This is a genomic window from Methylococcus mesophilus (genome assembly GCF_026247885.1).
GTDB lineage: Bacteria > Pseudomonadota > Gammaproteobacteria > Methylococcales > Methylococcaceae > Methylococcus > Methylococcus mesophilus.
Window position 1 is genome coordinate 730,228 of record NZ_CP110921.1, and the last position, 14,981, is coordinate 745,208.

At 60.8% G+C, this 14,981-nt stretch carries 14 protein-coding genes; 2 read left to right on the forward strand and 12 right to left on the reverse strand.

The annotated features are described in order from the left end of the window. Position 1 precedes the first annotated feature (1 nt). The 8 genes from OOT43_RS03400 to OOT43_RS03435 form a co-directional block, all read right to left on the reverse strand. Positions 2-820: an HvfC family RiPP maturation protein gene (locus OOT43_RS03400; RefSeq protein WP_266023298.1), complete on the reverse strand. Its 819-nt coding sequence runs from the start codon at positions 818-820 to the stop codon at positions 2-4. Beyond that, complete coding sequence (locus OOT43_RS03405; RefSeq protein WP_266023299.1) at positions 817-1,683, reverse strand: HvfB family MNIO-type RiPP peptide maturase; 867 nt, start codon at positions 1,681-1,683, stop codon at positions 817-819. Before OOT43_RS03405 ends, OOT43_RS03400 begins: the two co-directional genes overlap by 4 nt. An 18-nt stretch (positions 1,684-1,701) precedes the next feature. After that, on the reverse strand, positions 1,702-2,022 hold the full coding sequence (locus OOT43_RS03410; protein WP_266023300.1) for a hypothetical protein: 321 nt from the start codon (positions 2,020-2,022) through the stop codon (positions 1,702-1,704). 67 nt (positions 2,023-2,089) lie between these two features. Continuing rightward, positions 2,090-2,332 carry a zf-HC2 domain-containing protein gene (locus OOT43_RS03415; protein ID WP_266023301.1) on the reverse strand — a complete coding sequence of 81 codons (243 nt, stop codon included), beginning with the start codon at positions 2,330-2,332 and terminating at the stop codon, positions 2,090-2,092. Next, positions 2,332-2,931 (reverse strand): sigma-70 family RNA polymerase sigma factor, encoded by a 600-nt coding sequence (locus tag OOT43_RS03420; protein ID WP_266023302.1) that lies wholly within the window; start codon positions 2,929-2,931, stop codon positions 2,332-2,334. Before OOT43_RS03420 ends, OOT43_RS03415 begins: the two co-directional genes overlap by 1 nt. Positions 2,932-2,969: 38 nt before the next feature. Further along, positions 2,970-3,287 (reverse strand): P-II family nitrogen regulator, encoded by a 318-nt coding sequence (locus OOT43_RS03425; protein WP_266023303.1) that lies wholly within the window; start codon positions 3,285-3,287, stop codon positions 2,970-2,972. A gap of 37 nt (positions 3,288-3,324) precedes the next feature. Further along, positions 3,325-6,426, reverse strand: coding sequence for an efflux RND transporter permease subunit (locus OOT43_RS03430; protein ID WP_266023304.1), 3,102 nt, complete (start codon positions 6,424-6,426; stop codon positions 3,325-3,327). 3 nt (positions 6,427-6,429) lie between these two features. Next, positions 6,430-7,635, reverse strand: a complete 1,206-nt coding sequence (locus OOT43_RS03435) for an efflux RND transporter periplasmic adaptor subunit (RefSeq protein WP_266023305.1) — start codon at positions 7,633-7,635, stop codon at positions 6,430-6,432. A 219-nt stretch (positions 7,636-7,854) separates the two neighbouring features. Between OOT43_RS03435 and OOT43_RS03440 the strand changes: the two genes are divergently transcribed. Continuing rightward, entirely contained in the window at positions 7,855-9,066 is a 1,212-nt protein-coding gene (locus OOT43_RS03440) for an N-acetylmuramoyl-L-alanine amidase family protein (RefSeq protein WP_266023306.1), read from the forward strand. A gap of 9 nt (positions 9,067-9,075) precedes the next feature. Here OOT43_RS03440 and OOT43_RS03445 read toward each other — a convergent pair whose 3' ends face one another. Continuing rightward, positions 9,076-9,366, reverse strand: coding sequence for a hypothetical protein (locus OOT43_RS03445; RefSeq protein WP_266023307.1), 291 nt, complete (start codon positions 9,364-9,366; stop codon positions 9,076-9,078). 188 nt (positions 9,367-9,554) lie between these two features. On the opposite strand from OOT43_RS03445, the gene OOT43_RS03450 reads away from it, so the two are divergent. After that, positions 9,555-10,907 carry a UDP-N-acetylmuramoyl-tripeptide--D-alanyl-D-alanine ligase gene (locus OOT43_RS03450; RefSeq protein ID WP_266023308.1) on the forward strand — a complete coding sequence of 451 codons (1,353 nt, stop codon included), beginning with the start codon at positions 9,555-9,557 and terminating at the stop codon, positions 10,905-10,907. A 66-nt stretch (positions 10,908-10,973) separates the two neighbouring features. On the opposite strand, the gene OOT43_RS03455 is transcribed toward OOT43_RS03450, so the two are convergent. The 3 genes from OOT43_RS03455 to OOT43_RS03465 form a co-directional block, all read right to left on the reverse strand. Then, on the reverse strand, positions 10,974-12,572 hold the full coding sequence (locus OOT43_RS03455; protein ID WP_266023309.1) for an FAD-binding oxidoreductase: 1,599 nt from the start codon (positions 12,570-12,572) through the stop codon (positions 10,974-10,976). A 255-nt stretch (positions 12,573-12,827) separates the two neighbouring features. Beyond that, a complete protein-coding gene (locus tag OOT43_RS03460; RefSeq protein WP_266023310.1) occupies positions 12,828-13,676 on the reverse strand; it encodes a PEP-CTERM/exosortase system-associated acyltransferase in 849 nt (282 codons plus the stop codon). Positions 13,677-14,146: 470 nt separating this feature from the next. After that, positions 14,147-14,788, reverse strand: a complete 642-nt coding sequence (locus tag OOT43_RS03465) for a hypothetical protein (RefSeq protein ID WP_266023311.1) — start codon at positions 14,786-14,788, stop codon at positions 14,147-14,149. Positions 14,789-14,981: the final 193 nt, after the last annotated feature.

A 14,981-nucleotide genomic window follows, 5' to 3' on the forward strand; every position in this document is an offset into this window, starting at 1 on the left:
ATCACTCCATCAGGTTTGAACGCGACAAAGCGGACCGGATGCCCAGGATGGCCCCTTGCTCCCTCAACCGGGACAGAATGCCCAAACCGAATGCCGAGAAGGCATCCGGATCGCGAAAATCGAATTCCCAAGCCAGTTGCCGCAGCACGTCTCTGCCGGTCGAACCGCCCGCCATCAGCCGTTCGATCAGTGCCGAGCTGGCCGCATTGAACTCGATGAAGCGCACCGTGTCGGCCCTGTCGCGGAAGCCCAGCAGGAACGTCGCCTCCTTCCGCCCGCCGAACCCCGCCCGGTGCTCCGGAACAATCCGGTGGACCGGGTAGGCATAGCGCAGCAGCGCCCTGACGGGCACGAATACCGGGATGCCGTCCAACAGACTGCCGTCCTGGTCGAGCGGTTCGTCGGAAAGCCCGTCGTTCGCGATGGCGAGGTGAAGCTCTATCCATTCGAAATGAACCAGCTCCGCCAGGAACGGCGGCTCCGATGTCTCCTTCCAGTCGCTCTGGATGAAGGCCAGGAATTCGTCGGGAATCTGGCGGTAAAGGGGCGAGAGACAACGGTGCCGGGCGATGAAGCGGCGGACCAGGCTATCCCATCGGCTAGCTCCGAGCAGGGCGCGGGTGACGGGAAAACAACTCCTCAGGCTGTCTTCGATCTTGTTCCGCACCAGTTCCAAGTAAATCCCGATGCGCTCCGCCGGTACCTGTGCCGGCGGCCCGAAACGGGACGGATCGCGAAGATGCCGAACGAATTCGCGCTGGTAGCCTTGAAACGCGGGCGATGACGCCGCCTCCTTGCAAATCCGCCGAGGCGCACTCATGTCGCCGCCCCGCCGCAAGCCGCGCGCTTCCGCTGCCTCCAGCACCGGGCCTTCTGCAGCTCGGCGATGCGGGCGACCTCTGCAAGCAAGTCGTCCAACGACGGCATATTGAAATCCCGCTCCAGCAAAGTCGGAAACACGCCGAACGCCTCGTAAGCCGTCTCCAGCAGGTCCCATACGGGATAGACCACGGCCTGTCCATGGGTGTCGATGATCAGATCCGGCCCGTCCCGGTCATGACCCGCGACGTGCAGGTAGACGATGCGATCGGCCGGCAAACCGAGCACGAATGCCCGCGGATCGTAGCCGTGATTGACGCCGTTGACATAGACATTGTTCACATCGAGATGCAAATCGCAGTCGGCCTCTTCCAGCACGGCCTTGAGGAAAGACAACTCGTCCATCTCCGAAATCGGCGCCTGGACGTAGTAAGAGGCGTTCTCGACGGCAATGCGCCTTTCCAGGACATTCTGGGTGCGGCGAATCCGCGCCGCCACGTAATGAACTGCCTCTTGCGTAAATGGGATAGGCAGCAGGTCGTAGAGATGGGCACCGTCGCTGCAATAGGCCAGATGCTCGGTGTAGAGGGCGATCCGGTGGGTGTCCAGAAAAGCTCTGATCCTCCGCAGAAATCCTTCCTCCAGAGGCGAGGGACCGCCCAGGGACAGCGACAGGCCGTGGGCGACGAAGGGAAAGCGTTCGGTAAACCAGCGCAACTCCCTGGCCCACTGGCCGCCGATATCGATCCAGTTTTCCGGCGAAATTTCGAAAAAATCGATGGCGGATGCTCCAGCGGCCCGCAGGGGGAGCATCAGCTCCCGCCTGAGACCGAGGCCCGCCCCATAGATGCGTGGGGTATCCATGACAGGCCTTGTGCTGGGCTATTGCCGGGGTTGAGCGGTTTCTTCCTTTTTCACGTTGCCGCTACAGCCGCCTTCCTTCATTTTACTGGCGCCGCAGTTGCCCTCTTTGGCTTTGCTTGCGGTGCCGGTGCCGGTACGGGTCTCGGCTTTTTTCCCGGCACCGCATTTCCCTTCCCCGCACTTTCCGTCTTTCATCTTTTCGCCGCTCTCGGCCATTTGGGTCGGCGCCGACAGGACTTTCATAGCAAAGGGATTTTCCGCCGCATCCGCGGCAGGGGCGAGGATCAAAGTGGTTGCGATGGCTCCGCCAAGGCTCAGGGACAAGGCTTTCTGATTCATGTGTCACTCCATAAGTTGTAAGGAACGTCGAAGGGGAGCGATACGCACATGAACCTGAAAAATCATGTCATTGGCGCATCGCCTTTCTGATGCGTTCCCGCGCCTCGGTACCCAGTTTGACTCGGTCCGAGTGGAGCATGTCCTCATCCAGCCTGCGGGCCGCCCGTCTCAAGAACAAAAGCTGTTTCTCGATGTTCGGGCAGGCCTTGCAGAACCAGATGTGGAGACGAATCTCCATCCGCTTGCGTAGCGGCAGCGACTGGTCCATGGAGAGCGACAGCAGGCGGCTGACGTCTTTGCAGCTCAGCATCAGCGCGCCTCCCGGTCGTTCTCGAACCATCGGAATTCCAGGCATTGCCGCAAACTCAAACGGGCGCGGTATAGCATCACCCATACGTTGGTCGCGCTCACATCGAGTTCCTTACAAATTTCTTCGTTGCTCATATCATGAAATTCCTTCAGGACGAACAACTGGGCCAGCCTGGGCGACAGCCGCTGGATGCATCGCCGCAACACCTCGAAAAACTGGCTCTGTTCGAGAGCGCCGTAGGGATTGCCCCAGTGCGCCGGCTGCCGATCCCAATGGCCGTCGGCGGCGAACAGCTCGTCCATGCCGAAGTCGTCGGCCCCATCGGCGGGCGGGTCGTCGGCCAGAGGCTGCTCACGCCAGGTCCGGCGGAAATGATCGACGACCTTGTGCTTGAGGATACCCGTCAGCCAAGTCCTTTCGCTGGACTCCCCCGAGCGTTGAACCTGCGCCGACATCGCCGCAAGCAGGGTTTCCTGAACCAGATCTTCGGCCGTGCTTTCGTCCAGGACGCGTATCAGCGCAAACCGGAACAGGTAGTCGCCATGCTCGTCGAGCCAGCGCTCCGGCGCGGATGGCTGCGGGGATCTGCGATTTGTCACGAAATCTGCTCCGCGCTGCGCTTGGCGGGTTTATCCGCTTACTCGCTCAGCCGCCTGGTCTGCTCGACCGGCGTTACCCACACGATGCCATCGCCCAGCCGGCCGGAATGGGTGTTCTCGTAGATGATACGGATGATTTCCTCGACCTGGGCTTCTTCCGCGAGAATTTCGATCCGTACCTTGTGCGAGAAATCGGTCAGCTCGCAACGCAGGCTGTCATGCACTTCCTCGCCTTCGTGCGAACTGCAGCCCTCGACCCGCCACACGCTCATGCCGGGAAATCCGGTCATGCGGCGGAAGGCGTTGCGCAGGGCTCTCAAACGGTAGGGTTGAATGACTGCCTTGATCTCTTTCACATCATCACCTGAAGTTTCTTGATTTTATGGTTCGCGCTCAGGCTTCGATCCGCTTTTCCTCGAACCAGCGATACATGGTCGGCAGGACCAGCAGGGTCAGTGCGGTGGAAAACACCAGTCCGCTGATCACCACGATCGCCAGGGGCCGCTGGATTTCCGAACCCGGACCGGTGCCGAACAGCATGGGGACCAGCCCCAGCAATGCGGCCGATGCCGTCATCAGCACCGGCCGCAAACGCTGCATGCAGGCCTGCACGCACGCATCGTACTGGCTGTAGCCATTCTTGCGCAGGTCGATGATGCAGGAAACCAGCACCACGCCATTCAGCACCGCGACGCCGAACAGGGCGATGAAGCCCACCGAGGCAGGCACCGACAGGTATTCGCCGGTCGCGAACAGGCCGAAAACCCCGCCGATGCAGGAAAACGGCAGCTCCAGCAGGATCAGCGCTGCGTAACGCAGGGAGTTGAACAGCACGAACAGCAGAAAGAAGATCATGGCAATGGTGATCGGCACGGTGATGCCGAGCCGGGCCATGGCCCGCTGCATGTTCTCGAACTGTCCGCCCCAGTCCAGCGAATAGCCGTCCGGCAGGTCGACCAGACGGGCGATCTTTTCCTGGGCTTCCGCGACATAGCCGCCGACGTCCCGGTCCTCAAGGTTGGCGCCGATCACGATGCGGCGCCGCCCGGTTTCGCGGCTGATCTGCGCCGGCCCGTCCTGCAGCCGGATATGGGCGACGTCGTCCAGCGGCACCACGGCGCCGTTCGGAGACAGCAGGGCGATCGTATGGATACGCTCGACGCTGTTGCGGAAGCCCTCCGGATAACGCACCACCGCGTCGAATCGGCGCTGGCCTTCGTATATTTCTGTGGCCTTCTTGCCGCCCACGGCGGTCTCGATGATATCGTGGACATCCGCGGCGTTGATGCCGTGGCGGGCGATGGCGGCGCGGTCCACGTCGATGGTGAGATACTGCTGGCCGGTCACGCGCTCCACCCGCAAGTCCTTGGTGCCCTTGATGTCCTTGAGGACTTTGGCGATATCGTCGCCCTTTTCTTTCAGCACCGACAGGTCGTCTCCGAACAACTTGATGGCGACCTGGGAACGCACGCCGGACACCATTTCGTCGAGCCGGTCGGCGATGGGCTGGCTCATCACCAATTGGATACCAGGCAACGCATCGAGCTTCCGGCGGATTTCCTCCTCGATGCGGGTCTTGTCCCAGCCGTCCGGCATGTCGTTTTTCGGCAGCAGCGTCACCACAGGATCGGCCTCGTTCGGCCCGGCCGGATCGGCCGGACTCTCGCCGCGGCCCAGCTTGGACACGGCCATCTTGACACCCGGGACTTCCATCACCAGTTTCATGGCTTCCATTTCCATGCGCAGCGATTCGTCGAACGCGATGCTGGGCACGCGGGTCACACCGGGCGTGATCGTGCCTTCGTTGAGCGTAGGGATGAACGAAGTGCCGAGGAAGGGAAACATCCCCAAGGCCACGATCAGCAACGTCCCCATGACCCCGCAGACCAGGACGCCGCGCGGCATCAGCCAGTGCAAAAGCCTGGCATACGGACGCTTGATCCAGGCAATGACCCGGGTTTCAGCATGCGCCTGCGGCTTGAGGACGTAGGACGAGAGCACCGGTGCCAGCACCATGCCCAGCACCAGCGAAATCGCCTGGGCGATGGCGATGGTCAGAGCCAGCGGGGCGAACAGCTTGCCCTCCATGCCCTCCAGCATGAGCAGGGGCAGGAACACCAGCACGATGATCCCGACGCCGAAGATCACCGGAATGCCCACCTCCAGGGTCGACTCGAACACGATGCGGACCTGGCTTTCGCCGGTATCGCGGCGCTCGCTCAACTGGGTCACCGCGTTCTCCACCACCACCACCGAACCGTCGACCACCATGCCGATGGCGATGGCGAGCCCGCCGAGCGTCATCAGATTGGCCGAGATGCCGTAGTGATTCATGACCAGGAAGGTCAGGAGCGGGGTCAGGATCAGGGTGGAAACCACGATCAGACTGGAGCGGATTTCCCCCATGAAGACGAAAAGTACCCCGATCACCAGCAGGATGCCTTCGGTCAGCGCCTTGGTGACGGTGTTCAAGGCCGCGTCGACCAAGTCGGTCCGGTCGTAGAACGGCACGATCCTGAGTCCGTCCGGCAACATTCCCTTGTCGTTGATCTCATCCACCCGCGCCTTGATCCGGGCAACGATTTCCTTGGCGTTTCCACCCCGCACCATCATCACTACCCCAGCGACCGACTCGGTGTAGCCATTCTTGACGATGGCGCCGGCGCGCCCTTCGTGCCCGAACCGGACTTCCGCCACGTCTCCCAGATGCACCGGCACGCCGCTGATCTCCTTGAGGACGATGCTGCGTATGTCTTCCAGGTTCGAGATCAGGGCCACGCCGCGGATCAGGTATTGCTGGGCGAAATGCGGAAGTATTCCGCCGCCACTGTTGGCGTTGTTGCGGGCCAGGGATTCGTAGACCTCGCGCAGGCTGATCTGGTAGTGGCGCAGCCGGTCGGGGTTTGCCAGCACCTGGTATTGTTTGACGAAGCCGCCCTGCGAATTGATCTCCGCCACGCCCGGGATGCTCCGCAGCAGCGGCCGCACCACCCAGTCCTGCACGGTGCGGCGCTCCACCAGCGCGTCGTAACTCAGCGCCCGCTGGCCATCGTCGGGACGCTCCAGCGTGTATTGGTAGACCTCCCCGAGTGCCGTCGACACCGGGCCCAGCACCGGAGTGACGCCCTCCGGCATGCGCGAAGCCACTTCGATCAGCCGCTCCATCACCAGCTGGCGGGCGAAGTAGACGTCGGTGGCATCGGTGAACACCAGAGTCACGATGGACAGGCCGTTCTTGTTCAGGGAGCGCAATTCGGTGAGGCCGGGCAGCCCGGTCATGGCGACTTCGATCGGCACCGTGATGAAACGCTCGACCTCCTCCGGCGAGCGGCCGGGCGCCTCGGCCGCGATCTGGACCTGGACATTGGTGACGTCGGGGAAGGCGTCGACCGACAGCTTGCGCGCCGCATCGATGCCGAAGCCCAGGAGGGCAAGTGCCACGACCAGCACTACCAGCCGCTGCTTGAGCGCGGCCCGCAGCAGAGCTTCTATCATGGACTACTGCTCCAGCTCCTTGCGGAGACGTTCGTTGTTGAGATGGAACGAACCCTCGGTGACCACCTCTTCGCCGGCGGCGAGGCCCGAAAGGACGGGGCGCTGACCGCCGATTTCCTTGCCCAATTTCACCGGCTTCAGGCGGAACCGGCCGTCGCCGGCCGGAACGAACGCGGCATCATGGTCACCGTCACGGACCACGGCTTCCGCCGGCAGCATGGGCAGGCGGCTCACCTTGCCGGAAATCAGCATGGTCGCCAGCATTTCGGGCTTGAGCGAGCCGTCCGGATTGGCGACCTCCATGCGGACGGTGACGGTGCGGGTCTCGGGATCGACAGTGGGCGCGATATAAACCAAATGGCCCTTGACACGGCGGTCCGACAATGCGGGGATTTCCGCTTCGACCTGTTGGCCGACACGAGCCCACTCGGCCTGCTGCTCGGGCACTTCGGCGACGATCCAGAGCTGCGACAGGTCGGCGACCACGAACAGGACGTCCGCCGGCTGGACCACCAGCCCCTGGCTGACATGGCGCTCCATCACGATGCCGTCGATGGAGGAGGCCACCGGTACCAGCGGCTGGATCGTCCGGTTCTTCTCCAGCACGGCGATGGATTCGTCCGACATACCGAGTACCTGCAACTGGTCGGCCATGGCGTTGTACTCGGTTTCCGCCTGGGACAGCTCGCTGGCGCGGCGCTGGAACTCCAACTCGCTGATCACGCCGGATTTGTAGAGCTTGCGCGCCCGTTCGACGATCACTGCGTGCAACTGTTTCTGGGCAAGCGCCTTGAGAAACGCCCTCTGGGTATCGGAAAACTCAGTGCTGTTCAGGACAGCGAGCTTCTGGCCCCGCTTCACGCGCTGCCCTACCGAGGCATCGATATGGGTGATGCGTCCCGTCACCGTCGCCCCGATGCGCGCAAGGCGGCTGAATTCTTCGATGCTGACCCGGCCCGGCACCCGCAGCGGCTCGTGCAGTTCGCCTTCGGACAGCACCGCGGTCCGCAAACGTTTCATGAGGTCTGGGGCAGCCACGACGACCGCGCTGTCCGGTTCCGTGGATTCCTGTGGAGTCGCGGCGGCTCCAGCTTCCGCCTGCACCGTTTCAGAGCGTTCGGGTTCGGGTTCGCCGTGGCAGGACCACAGAAAAACGGCGGCCCCGGCAAGCAGCGCCACACGTATCACATCAGCCAACACGAACCTCATATCGCCAACTCCTAAGAAAACCTGGAAAAATGAATTGCAGCCATCGTGCCATAACCCATTATATCCATGCCTGCGACGGCGTCCGGTATGTACGCGCCTTACCATGGTGCGAAAGCAGAGCACCCTTCCCTACGCCCGTCCGTCCAAAACGGGGCATCCTGTTGCGGAGCCCCGGCACGCGGAGTATCGTTACGGCGCCCCGCCCCACGCCTTCCACAGATGCGATATCTTTTCATAGCCACGCTGGTCTTCTTGGCCCTCGCCCTGCTCGCGCCGGTCGGATCGGCGGACTCCGCGGCGAATGCCTCGCTGAGCCTCAGGTCCGGACCGAACGTGACACGCCTGGTGCTCACAGGGCCGAAAGGTGCGAGCTTCAGCCTGCGGGCCGGACGCGCCGATCAGGTGATGGTTGCGATGGAGGGCGTCGAAGCGCTACCGGGACTGCCGAACCCAGTGGGAGACCGTTATGTCTCTGCCCTGCATACCCGCAACAAGGGCAAGGGCAAGCTCGAACTCATTGTGGAACTGCGCCCCGCAGCACAGTATCGGACCGCGCAGTCGATGACCGGCTTGGGGGGCCCCAGCCTGACCGTGGACTTCACGGCAGGCAAGGCGACGGCATCCCGCCCACCGCATGCCCCTGTGGCCGAAGCGGGAGACCGGCCGCTGCGCAAACGCTTCGTGGTCGCCGTGGACGCGGGTCACGGCGGGAAGGACACGGGTGCATTGGGCGCCGAAGGCAACCAGGAAAAAGACATTGTCCTGGCAATCGCCCGAAAACTGGAAGCCCTGCTGAAAGCCGAACCCGACATCCGTCCGGTCATGATCCGCCAGAATGACGAGTTCATCGAACTGCGGCAGCGTATGGAGCGGGCACGCAAGGAACGCGCCGATTTGTTCGTCTCCCTGCATGCCGACGCCTATAACGACCCCAATGCCAGAGGCGCGTCGGTATTTACTCTTTCGGAGCACGGCGCCACCAGCGAAGCCGCCCGCCGCCTGGCCGACCGTGAAAATGCAGCGGACCAGATCGGCGGCGTCGCCCTGCACGACAAGGATGAGGTCCTGGCCTCGGTGCTGCTCGACCTGACCCAGAACGCCACGCTGGAGGCCAGCGACCGGGCCGCAGCCAGCGTCCTTCGAGCGCTGCAAAAAACCCATGCAATCCATCAGCCGGGGATACAGAAAGCGGGTTTCGCCGTGTTGAAGTCGCCGGACGTGCCTTCGATCCTGGTGGAAACCGCCTTCATCTCGAATCCGGAGGAAGAGCTGAAACTGCGTTCCCCCGCTTACCAGGACCAGATCGCCGCCGCGATCGCCGAAGGAATTCGCACCTATTTGAAGCGTACCCGGCCCGCCACGGCCGCATCCGCCGGCCGGCCCGTCCGCCAGGAGGTCGCGGTGTCGGCAACCGAGAAAGCGGTCAAATAGCCCGCCGGTTCAGGTCTCGCCGCTCCGCTCGCGTTCACCCTGCACAACGACGAGCCCCAGCGCGATTGCGGCCATCCCGCCCGCCAGTATGGCGGCTCCCTCGACCGTACCGTCTGCGTAGCGTTCGTAATGGTGTACGGTCCCGCCGTAAATCAAGCGGAAGCTCCAGTCGACGAACATGTATATGAAGTAATAACCCACGATCCCGATGATCGCCGCCGTGGCGGGATTCCGCTTGCGGACCATGGCTCGGTGAAAGAACCAGACTCCAATGCCGAGAGCAACCAAGAGACTGAGCATGACACACCCTCCCCGATGTTGTAATGCCGGCCAGTCTATCGGGCCAATATTGCAGCGCCTTGACTCCGAACGGCTGCCGTCAAACGGCAAAACCTGCGTCGCCGCCGTGCGATAATGGCCCTCCACGAAAACCTCCGGCCTGCCGGTACGAACAGGCAGCCGCTTTCCGTCCCGGATGAAACCTCCCGATGAATTTGAGCGAGCTCGCAAAGCGCATTCCTGACGCAATACTAAGCGGCGATGCCGAGACCGGCTTCGATGGCGTATCGACCGACACCCGTGCCATCCGGCCCGGCTCGCTGTTCTTTGCCCTGCGGGGAGAACGCTTCGACGCCCATGACTTCATCCCCGATGCAGTGGATCAAGGCGTGGCGGCACTGGTCGTGGAACGGCGGATCGACACCAAAGTGCCGCAGATCGTCGTCCCGGACAGTCGGAGGGCGCTGGGTGCCGCCGCCGCCGCCTGGCGGGCGCAGTTCGACATCCCGCTGATCGCCGTCGCCGGCAGTAACGGCAAGACCACCGTCACCCAGATGATCGCAAGCATTCTGGCGGCCGCTTTCGGCGGGGAGCACCGCTTGGCGACGCGCGGCAACCTCAACAACGAAGTCGGACTGCCGCTGATGCTGTTCGAACTGACCGCTGGCCACCGGATTGCGGTGCTCGAGCTCGGCATGAATCATCCCGGGGAAATCGCCTACCTCGCGAGTCTCGCCCGGCCCACCGTGGCGCTGGTGACCAACGCCCAGCGCGAACACCAGGAATTCATGGCCAGCGTGGAGGCCACGGCTCACGAGAACGGGTCGGTAATCGCGGCGCTGCCGGCCGGCGGCACCGCCGTATTCCCGGCGGACGATGCCTGTGCGGGCATCTGGCGGGAACTGGCGGGAACTCGCCGGGTGATGGACTTCGCGCGCGCCGGAAAGGCGTCGGTCACCGGGAAGTTCAGCGCCGGCGCTGGCAGCACCGAAGTTTCGATCACGACTCCCGCCGGCGCCTGGCAAACCGCGCTCCCGCTCGCCGGCGAGCACAACGTCCACAATGCGCTGGCAGCGACGGCGGCTGCGTTGGCAGCCGGCGCACCTCCAGCGGCCATCCAGCAAGGCCTGGCATCCTTCCGGCCCGTCGCCGGCCGCGGCGTCCACCTGCAGACACGGACCGGCGCGAGGCTGATCGACGACACCTACAATGCCAATCCCGATTCCGTGCGGGCGGCGATCGACCTGCTCGCCGGCTTTCCATCACCCCGCATCCTGGCGCTTGGCGACATGGGGGAGGTCGGCCCGCAAGGCCCCGAGTTCCACCGCGAGATAGGCCAGTATGCGCGAATGCGCGACATCGACACTCTGCTCGGTCTGGGCGACCTGTGCTCCGAGGCGGTCCGGGCGTTCGGCGAGAACCGCGGCCGCCACTTCGGTTGCATGGACCAGCTCATCGAGGCGCTGGCGTCCACCGACCGTTCCGATGCCACGCTGCTGGTCAAAGGCTCCCGCTTCATGAGGATGGAACGCGCGGTCAAGGCGCTGGCAAAGCCCGAGTGATCCAGGAATTTCACCTTATCGGCACCCGGCATCCCGGAATGAATCCTGGCGCCCTATCTGGAATTTTCAAACGTATCTGCCAGGCGAGAGAATCGAATTGGGGTCGAGCGCCCGTTTGAGCTCACGCACGACTTGCCAGTAGGTACCGCCCTCCGCCGATAACCAACGCATGGTTTGGATGCCTACCCGATAAGGAAGAAATCCCGCTTCTTTTCCGGCTTCCAGCAAAGTCCAGTAGCAACGCTCGGCCCGATTACGATCCGGCTCGGAACTCGCATCGAAAATCAGAGGTATAGTGCTGTCGAAACATCGGTCCGACATACTGGTCAAGGTGATAAGCGGTTCCATCTCATGATCCCGCAGGATTCCTTCGGCCAGGGACAAATAGTCGGCGACGGCCTCCGGTTTCATCGGTATCAATGGGGCATACCAGATTAACCCGCAGGCATCGCGGGCGGGATCGAGCGGAAGCGCAGGGGCAGTCGATCGGTCTCGCAACCAATAGGCGAGAGGTAAGGCCATTTCGTTTGGCCGGCCGGCCACCAGTTCCATCAAGCGCTTGAGCGTCGCGACCGAAGCTCCAAACCTGTTGCCGAAACCGAACGGAATCCAGGAGGTGAACCTGCTCAGACGCTCCACCCAATTCAGGGAGACGAACTGCAGGAATCTGACCGGCGGCCGCAACCCCGAACGAAGCTCCTTTTGCGCGGCAGCCACTACGCCCGCCGTCCCATACAACGTCCCGAGTCCCGTCCAGGCGGGCACCCGGAACTTCTTGCGCAATTCCGCAACAAGCTCCGGTCGTACCAGGCCCCCCGTCCCAGGCAGCGCGCTGGAAATTTCCCCTGTCATCGCCAATACTTGATGCGCATTCATCAGCTTCACGCCGCCCACAACTCCCGGATAACGGACCAGTATCTCCCTCATCTGCGGAATAACCTCGCGAATCTGGCTTTCTTCCTCAATCGCGAACACGAAGATTTTTACGGTCTCCGGTTTGCGCGCCAAAGCCACGCTCATCCGTGTAACCACGCCTAGACCCGACTGAGTAAACAAACCGTCCAGATACGGACCAATGCCCCATTTGAATACCCGATCCAACGGCGCGCCCTTCAATTCCGAAAGCGCCGGACGATAGATCCTACCATCCGCCAAGACAGCTTCGAGGCTGGTAACGGCACTGAAGTGATCCGAATAGGGCGCAATGCCGTACCCACGCTCCAGGGCATTACCGATGATGCTGCACTGGGGCCCAGCGCCGGTTACCGGAACCATGTAAGGATGGTTCCCGCGCTCAAGGAAATCGGCCAGCATACCCTGGGTCACGCCGGGCTCCAGCGTGACCACACCCGACTCCGGGTCGAAATCCAGAATGCGGTTCAATCCCGACAAATCCAGGACTACGCATCCGTCTTCCACTGGCAAAGCAGTCCCATAACCCCAATTGCGACCCGTACTGATAGCATAGAGGGGAATGGAACAGAGATTCGCAATGGCCAGAATTGCTGGAATATCGCCACCGCCGGATGGCCGGACTGCTCCAAGAATGCGCCGGTTCTCACCCGTGGTACAGCGCCCATATTCCCCTTGGGCTTCACTCTCGCCCAAGACCCCACCTTCTCCTACAATACTGGCCCACTGCTTAAACGCGTCTTCTAATTCCATCGTCCAGCGGTCCTCTGCATTCAAATATACTGACCTTTTCGAAGAGCTTCTTATTGGGGTCTCCCAAAATGGCCGATGATAAGTGGAAGATGCCTCAGCATGACGCCATGATCGATTGTCATTAGGCAAAATCATTTCGCGCATTTACCAAGAGCAAAGAAAGCAATGCCATATACCGCCCCTCACCCCGGACCTTTCCCTGAAGGAGAGAGATGTATGCGACATCCCTCTCCTTATAATTAGTAAAATGGCCCTTTATGCGCCCGCCATCAACCAAGAATTTATCCCAATTCCGTACTGACGGGTAGGCTCTGGGATTTTTATATCACCCTTATTCACGAACCCCCATATATCTGGCCGAGACTGTCGCAATCCCGCCAGAACATCTGATACTGCGCCCGCGCACGGAATTCTATCTCCGTGATAATTGGCGACTGGCCCCACCTGCGTCAACACCACCCCCAACCCTTTAAGCAGTCTTAACAATTGCGGTTCCATCACAGCCACCCAATAAGTAACGTTCTGCGCGTAACTCATAATAAAAATAGCCTGAAGCAGTCCTAACGTCATTAATGGCATTAAGCTTCGCCTCTCTTCACGAAAGCTTGATACACCAGCCATTTCGGAGACGCCATGGACATTATGGCGTTCATATAAACGCCTGCGAAATTGCTTTGAAACCGCGAAACGGGATATTTCGGCAATCTGCTCGCGAGGAACATGCGACAGTTTCTGACGAAAGGCGGAATCGATTTGACAATTTAATTCCACTGGCAGCAGACCGTTCTCGATGTCCTGGTTAGGTCTTATAAGACGCACGGTCCCGGCCACTTCCCGTGTGGCGCGATGACGCAACAGCGCATGAGCCGACCCTTGATCGAACTCGTCTTTTTCCAGGCCATCTTGGAAATTTCTTGGATTTTCGTACTCACACTCTTGACAGTATATCTGATATCTAAGAGACATTACCTCTCGAATCAGCTCCGGCGTGTCAGCCAATTCCACATAAAAATACTCGAAGAATCTTTCCCTCCAGCCATCCATACCATCCTCCCAGCCGCTGTCAAGACATTCGCCAAAACCAGGATTGCAGGCAATCCTCATTGCTGGCTCGGTTTAGTGCTTGTGATAAATCGAGAGAATGGCCGCTGTCCTCGCCATTCAGAGCAGAGCACTTACGATACTGCAACCCACAAGGAACGGGAAATCATTGCGTCACGGGCGTCAAATTAACAGATGCTTGTTACTCTTGAACGATAGCCGGGTTACCGTTTCATTGCGTTTTCCCGCAACCAGCGACTGGCGACTGACTGTACGCACCGTACTCTTGAGAGCATCGGGATGCACATGCTTCGATGTCAATGGCGACACCAGCGCCTCCTCCACGTAACTGGAGTCATATTTGAATAAGCCAAGACAGGTTACGTTGATAATATTCCAAGATCATTCAGATAACCCTTCGTAATTAACCAATACCTGGACATTAAACCAGTTCTTTTGAGATCAAACTCTAACCTGTAAAGTAGACGAAGGCGAGGCTACGAACGATCCGAAAACCTCGCCTTTTATATGCATCAATACTGGAATTCCCCTTGTAAAATAGGCGCGGAATCTACCGATACGGCGGCGACATCTCCGCCATTTACCACTGGCACGACCTTGGCGGCGCTGGTTCCTTCCGTGCATCTGCCAATCTTGGCCGTCACTTTTCCCGAACCGCCGGGCTGGAGTGGAACGTTCACCGTCCCGGACGCGGTGCCCGTCGAAGTATTACCTCCGGCACTCGCGCTGGAACCGGACCTATAGGATACGTCTTCGTCCCTATAGGACACGTCTACGGCGTAGCTCGCGTACTGTAGTCTCGTGCCGTCCGGCTGGTCCTTCCAGGAAATCGCGCTGATCGGGAGAGTGCAGGAAAATTTTCTCCCAACAGTTGACATTGTCAGCACGACGGAAGCACTCGTCGCCGCCATCTGGTCGGCCAATACCCGGCCGTCAAGCGGTAGCGTCACCGTGGCAACGAACGTGCTGGACGCGGTTACTCTCCTGCCGGTCTTGGAGTTCGTGAAGGTGGACGTAGCGCTCCCCGTCCCCACCTCACCCGTGAGGTCTGCGGTAAGTAATCTCGTTTGAGTCGCGGCAAGCGCGGATTCGCCCGCCATGAGCGCCAAAGCCATGGAAAATACGATCGCTTTGGAAGCAGATTTGGTGTTCATACAATATCTCCTTTTTTCGGTAAAATCGGATCAATTTTCAAACACGTCTTCTGGAAAGGGATTTCACTTGAGCGGAGCAAACCCTCGATATTCAGGCTAGTTTACAATCGGCACATGTCAAGGGAGGCAATTGAAGGCGGCAGACATTCTTTCCCGGACCGCCGGCGCCACTGCAGGGTTTATCGCCTTAAGA

What these genes read in the sequence shown, in the direction of transcription:
- OOT43_RS03455 (WP_266023309.1), bottom strand. Translation starts at nt 12,572, where the DNA reads ATGGAATTAGAAGACGCGTTTAAGCAGTGGGCCAGTATTGTAGGAGAA.
- OOT43_RS03435 (WP_266023305.1), bottom strand. Translation starts at nt 7,635, where the DNA reads ATGAGGTTCGTGTTGGCTGATGTGATACGTGTGGCGCTGCTTGCCGGG.
- OOT43_RS03465 (WP_266023311.1), bottom strand. Translation starts at nt 14,788, where the DNA reads ATGAACACCAAATCTGCTTCCAAAGCGATCGTATTTTCCATGGCTTTG.
- OOT43_RS03400 (WP_266023298.1), bottom strand. Translation starts at nt 820, where the DNA reads ATGAGTGCGCCTCGGCGGATTTGCAAGGAGGCGGCGTCATCGCCCGCG.
- OOT43_RS03415 (WP_266023301.1), bottom strand. Translation starts at nt 2,332, where the DNA reads ATGCTGAGCTGCAAAGACGTCAGCCGCCTGCTGTCGCTCTCCATGGAC.
- OOT43_RS03440 (WP_266023306.1), top strand. Translation starts at nt 7,855, where the DNA reads ATGCGATATCTTTTCATAGCCACGCTGGTCTTCTTGGCCCTCGCCCTG.
- OOT43_RS03405 (WP_266023299.1), bottom strand. Translation starts at nt 1,683, where the DNA reads ATGGATACCCCACGCATCTATGGGGCGGGCCTCGGTCTCAGGCGGGAG.
- OOT43_RS03410 (WP_266023300.1), bottom strand. Translation starts at nt 2,022, where the DNA reads ATGAATCAGAAAGCCTTGTCCCTGAGCCTTGGCGGAGCCATCGCAACC.
- OOT43_RS03460 (WP_266023310.1), bottom strand. Translation starts at nt 13,676, where the DNA reads ATGAGGATTGCCTGCAATCCTGGTTTTGGCGAATGTCTTGACAGCGGC.
- OOT43_RS03450 (WP_266023308.1), top strand. Translation starts at nt 9,555, where the DNA reads ATGAATTTGAGCGAGCTCGCAAAGCGCATTCCTGACGCAATACTAAGC.
- OOT43_RS03430 (WP_266023304.1), bottom strand. Translation starts at nt 6,426, where the DNA reads ATGATAGAAGCTCTGCTGCGGGCCGCGCTCAAGCAGCGGCTGGTAGTG.
- OOT43_RS03445 (WP_266023307.1), bottom strand. Translation starts at nt 9,366, where the DNA reads ATGCTCAGTCTCTTGGTTGCTCTCGGCATTGGAGTCTGGTTCTTTCAC.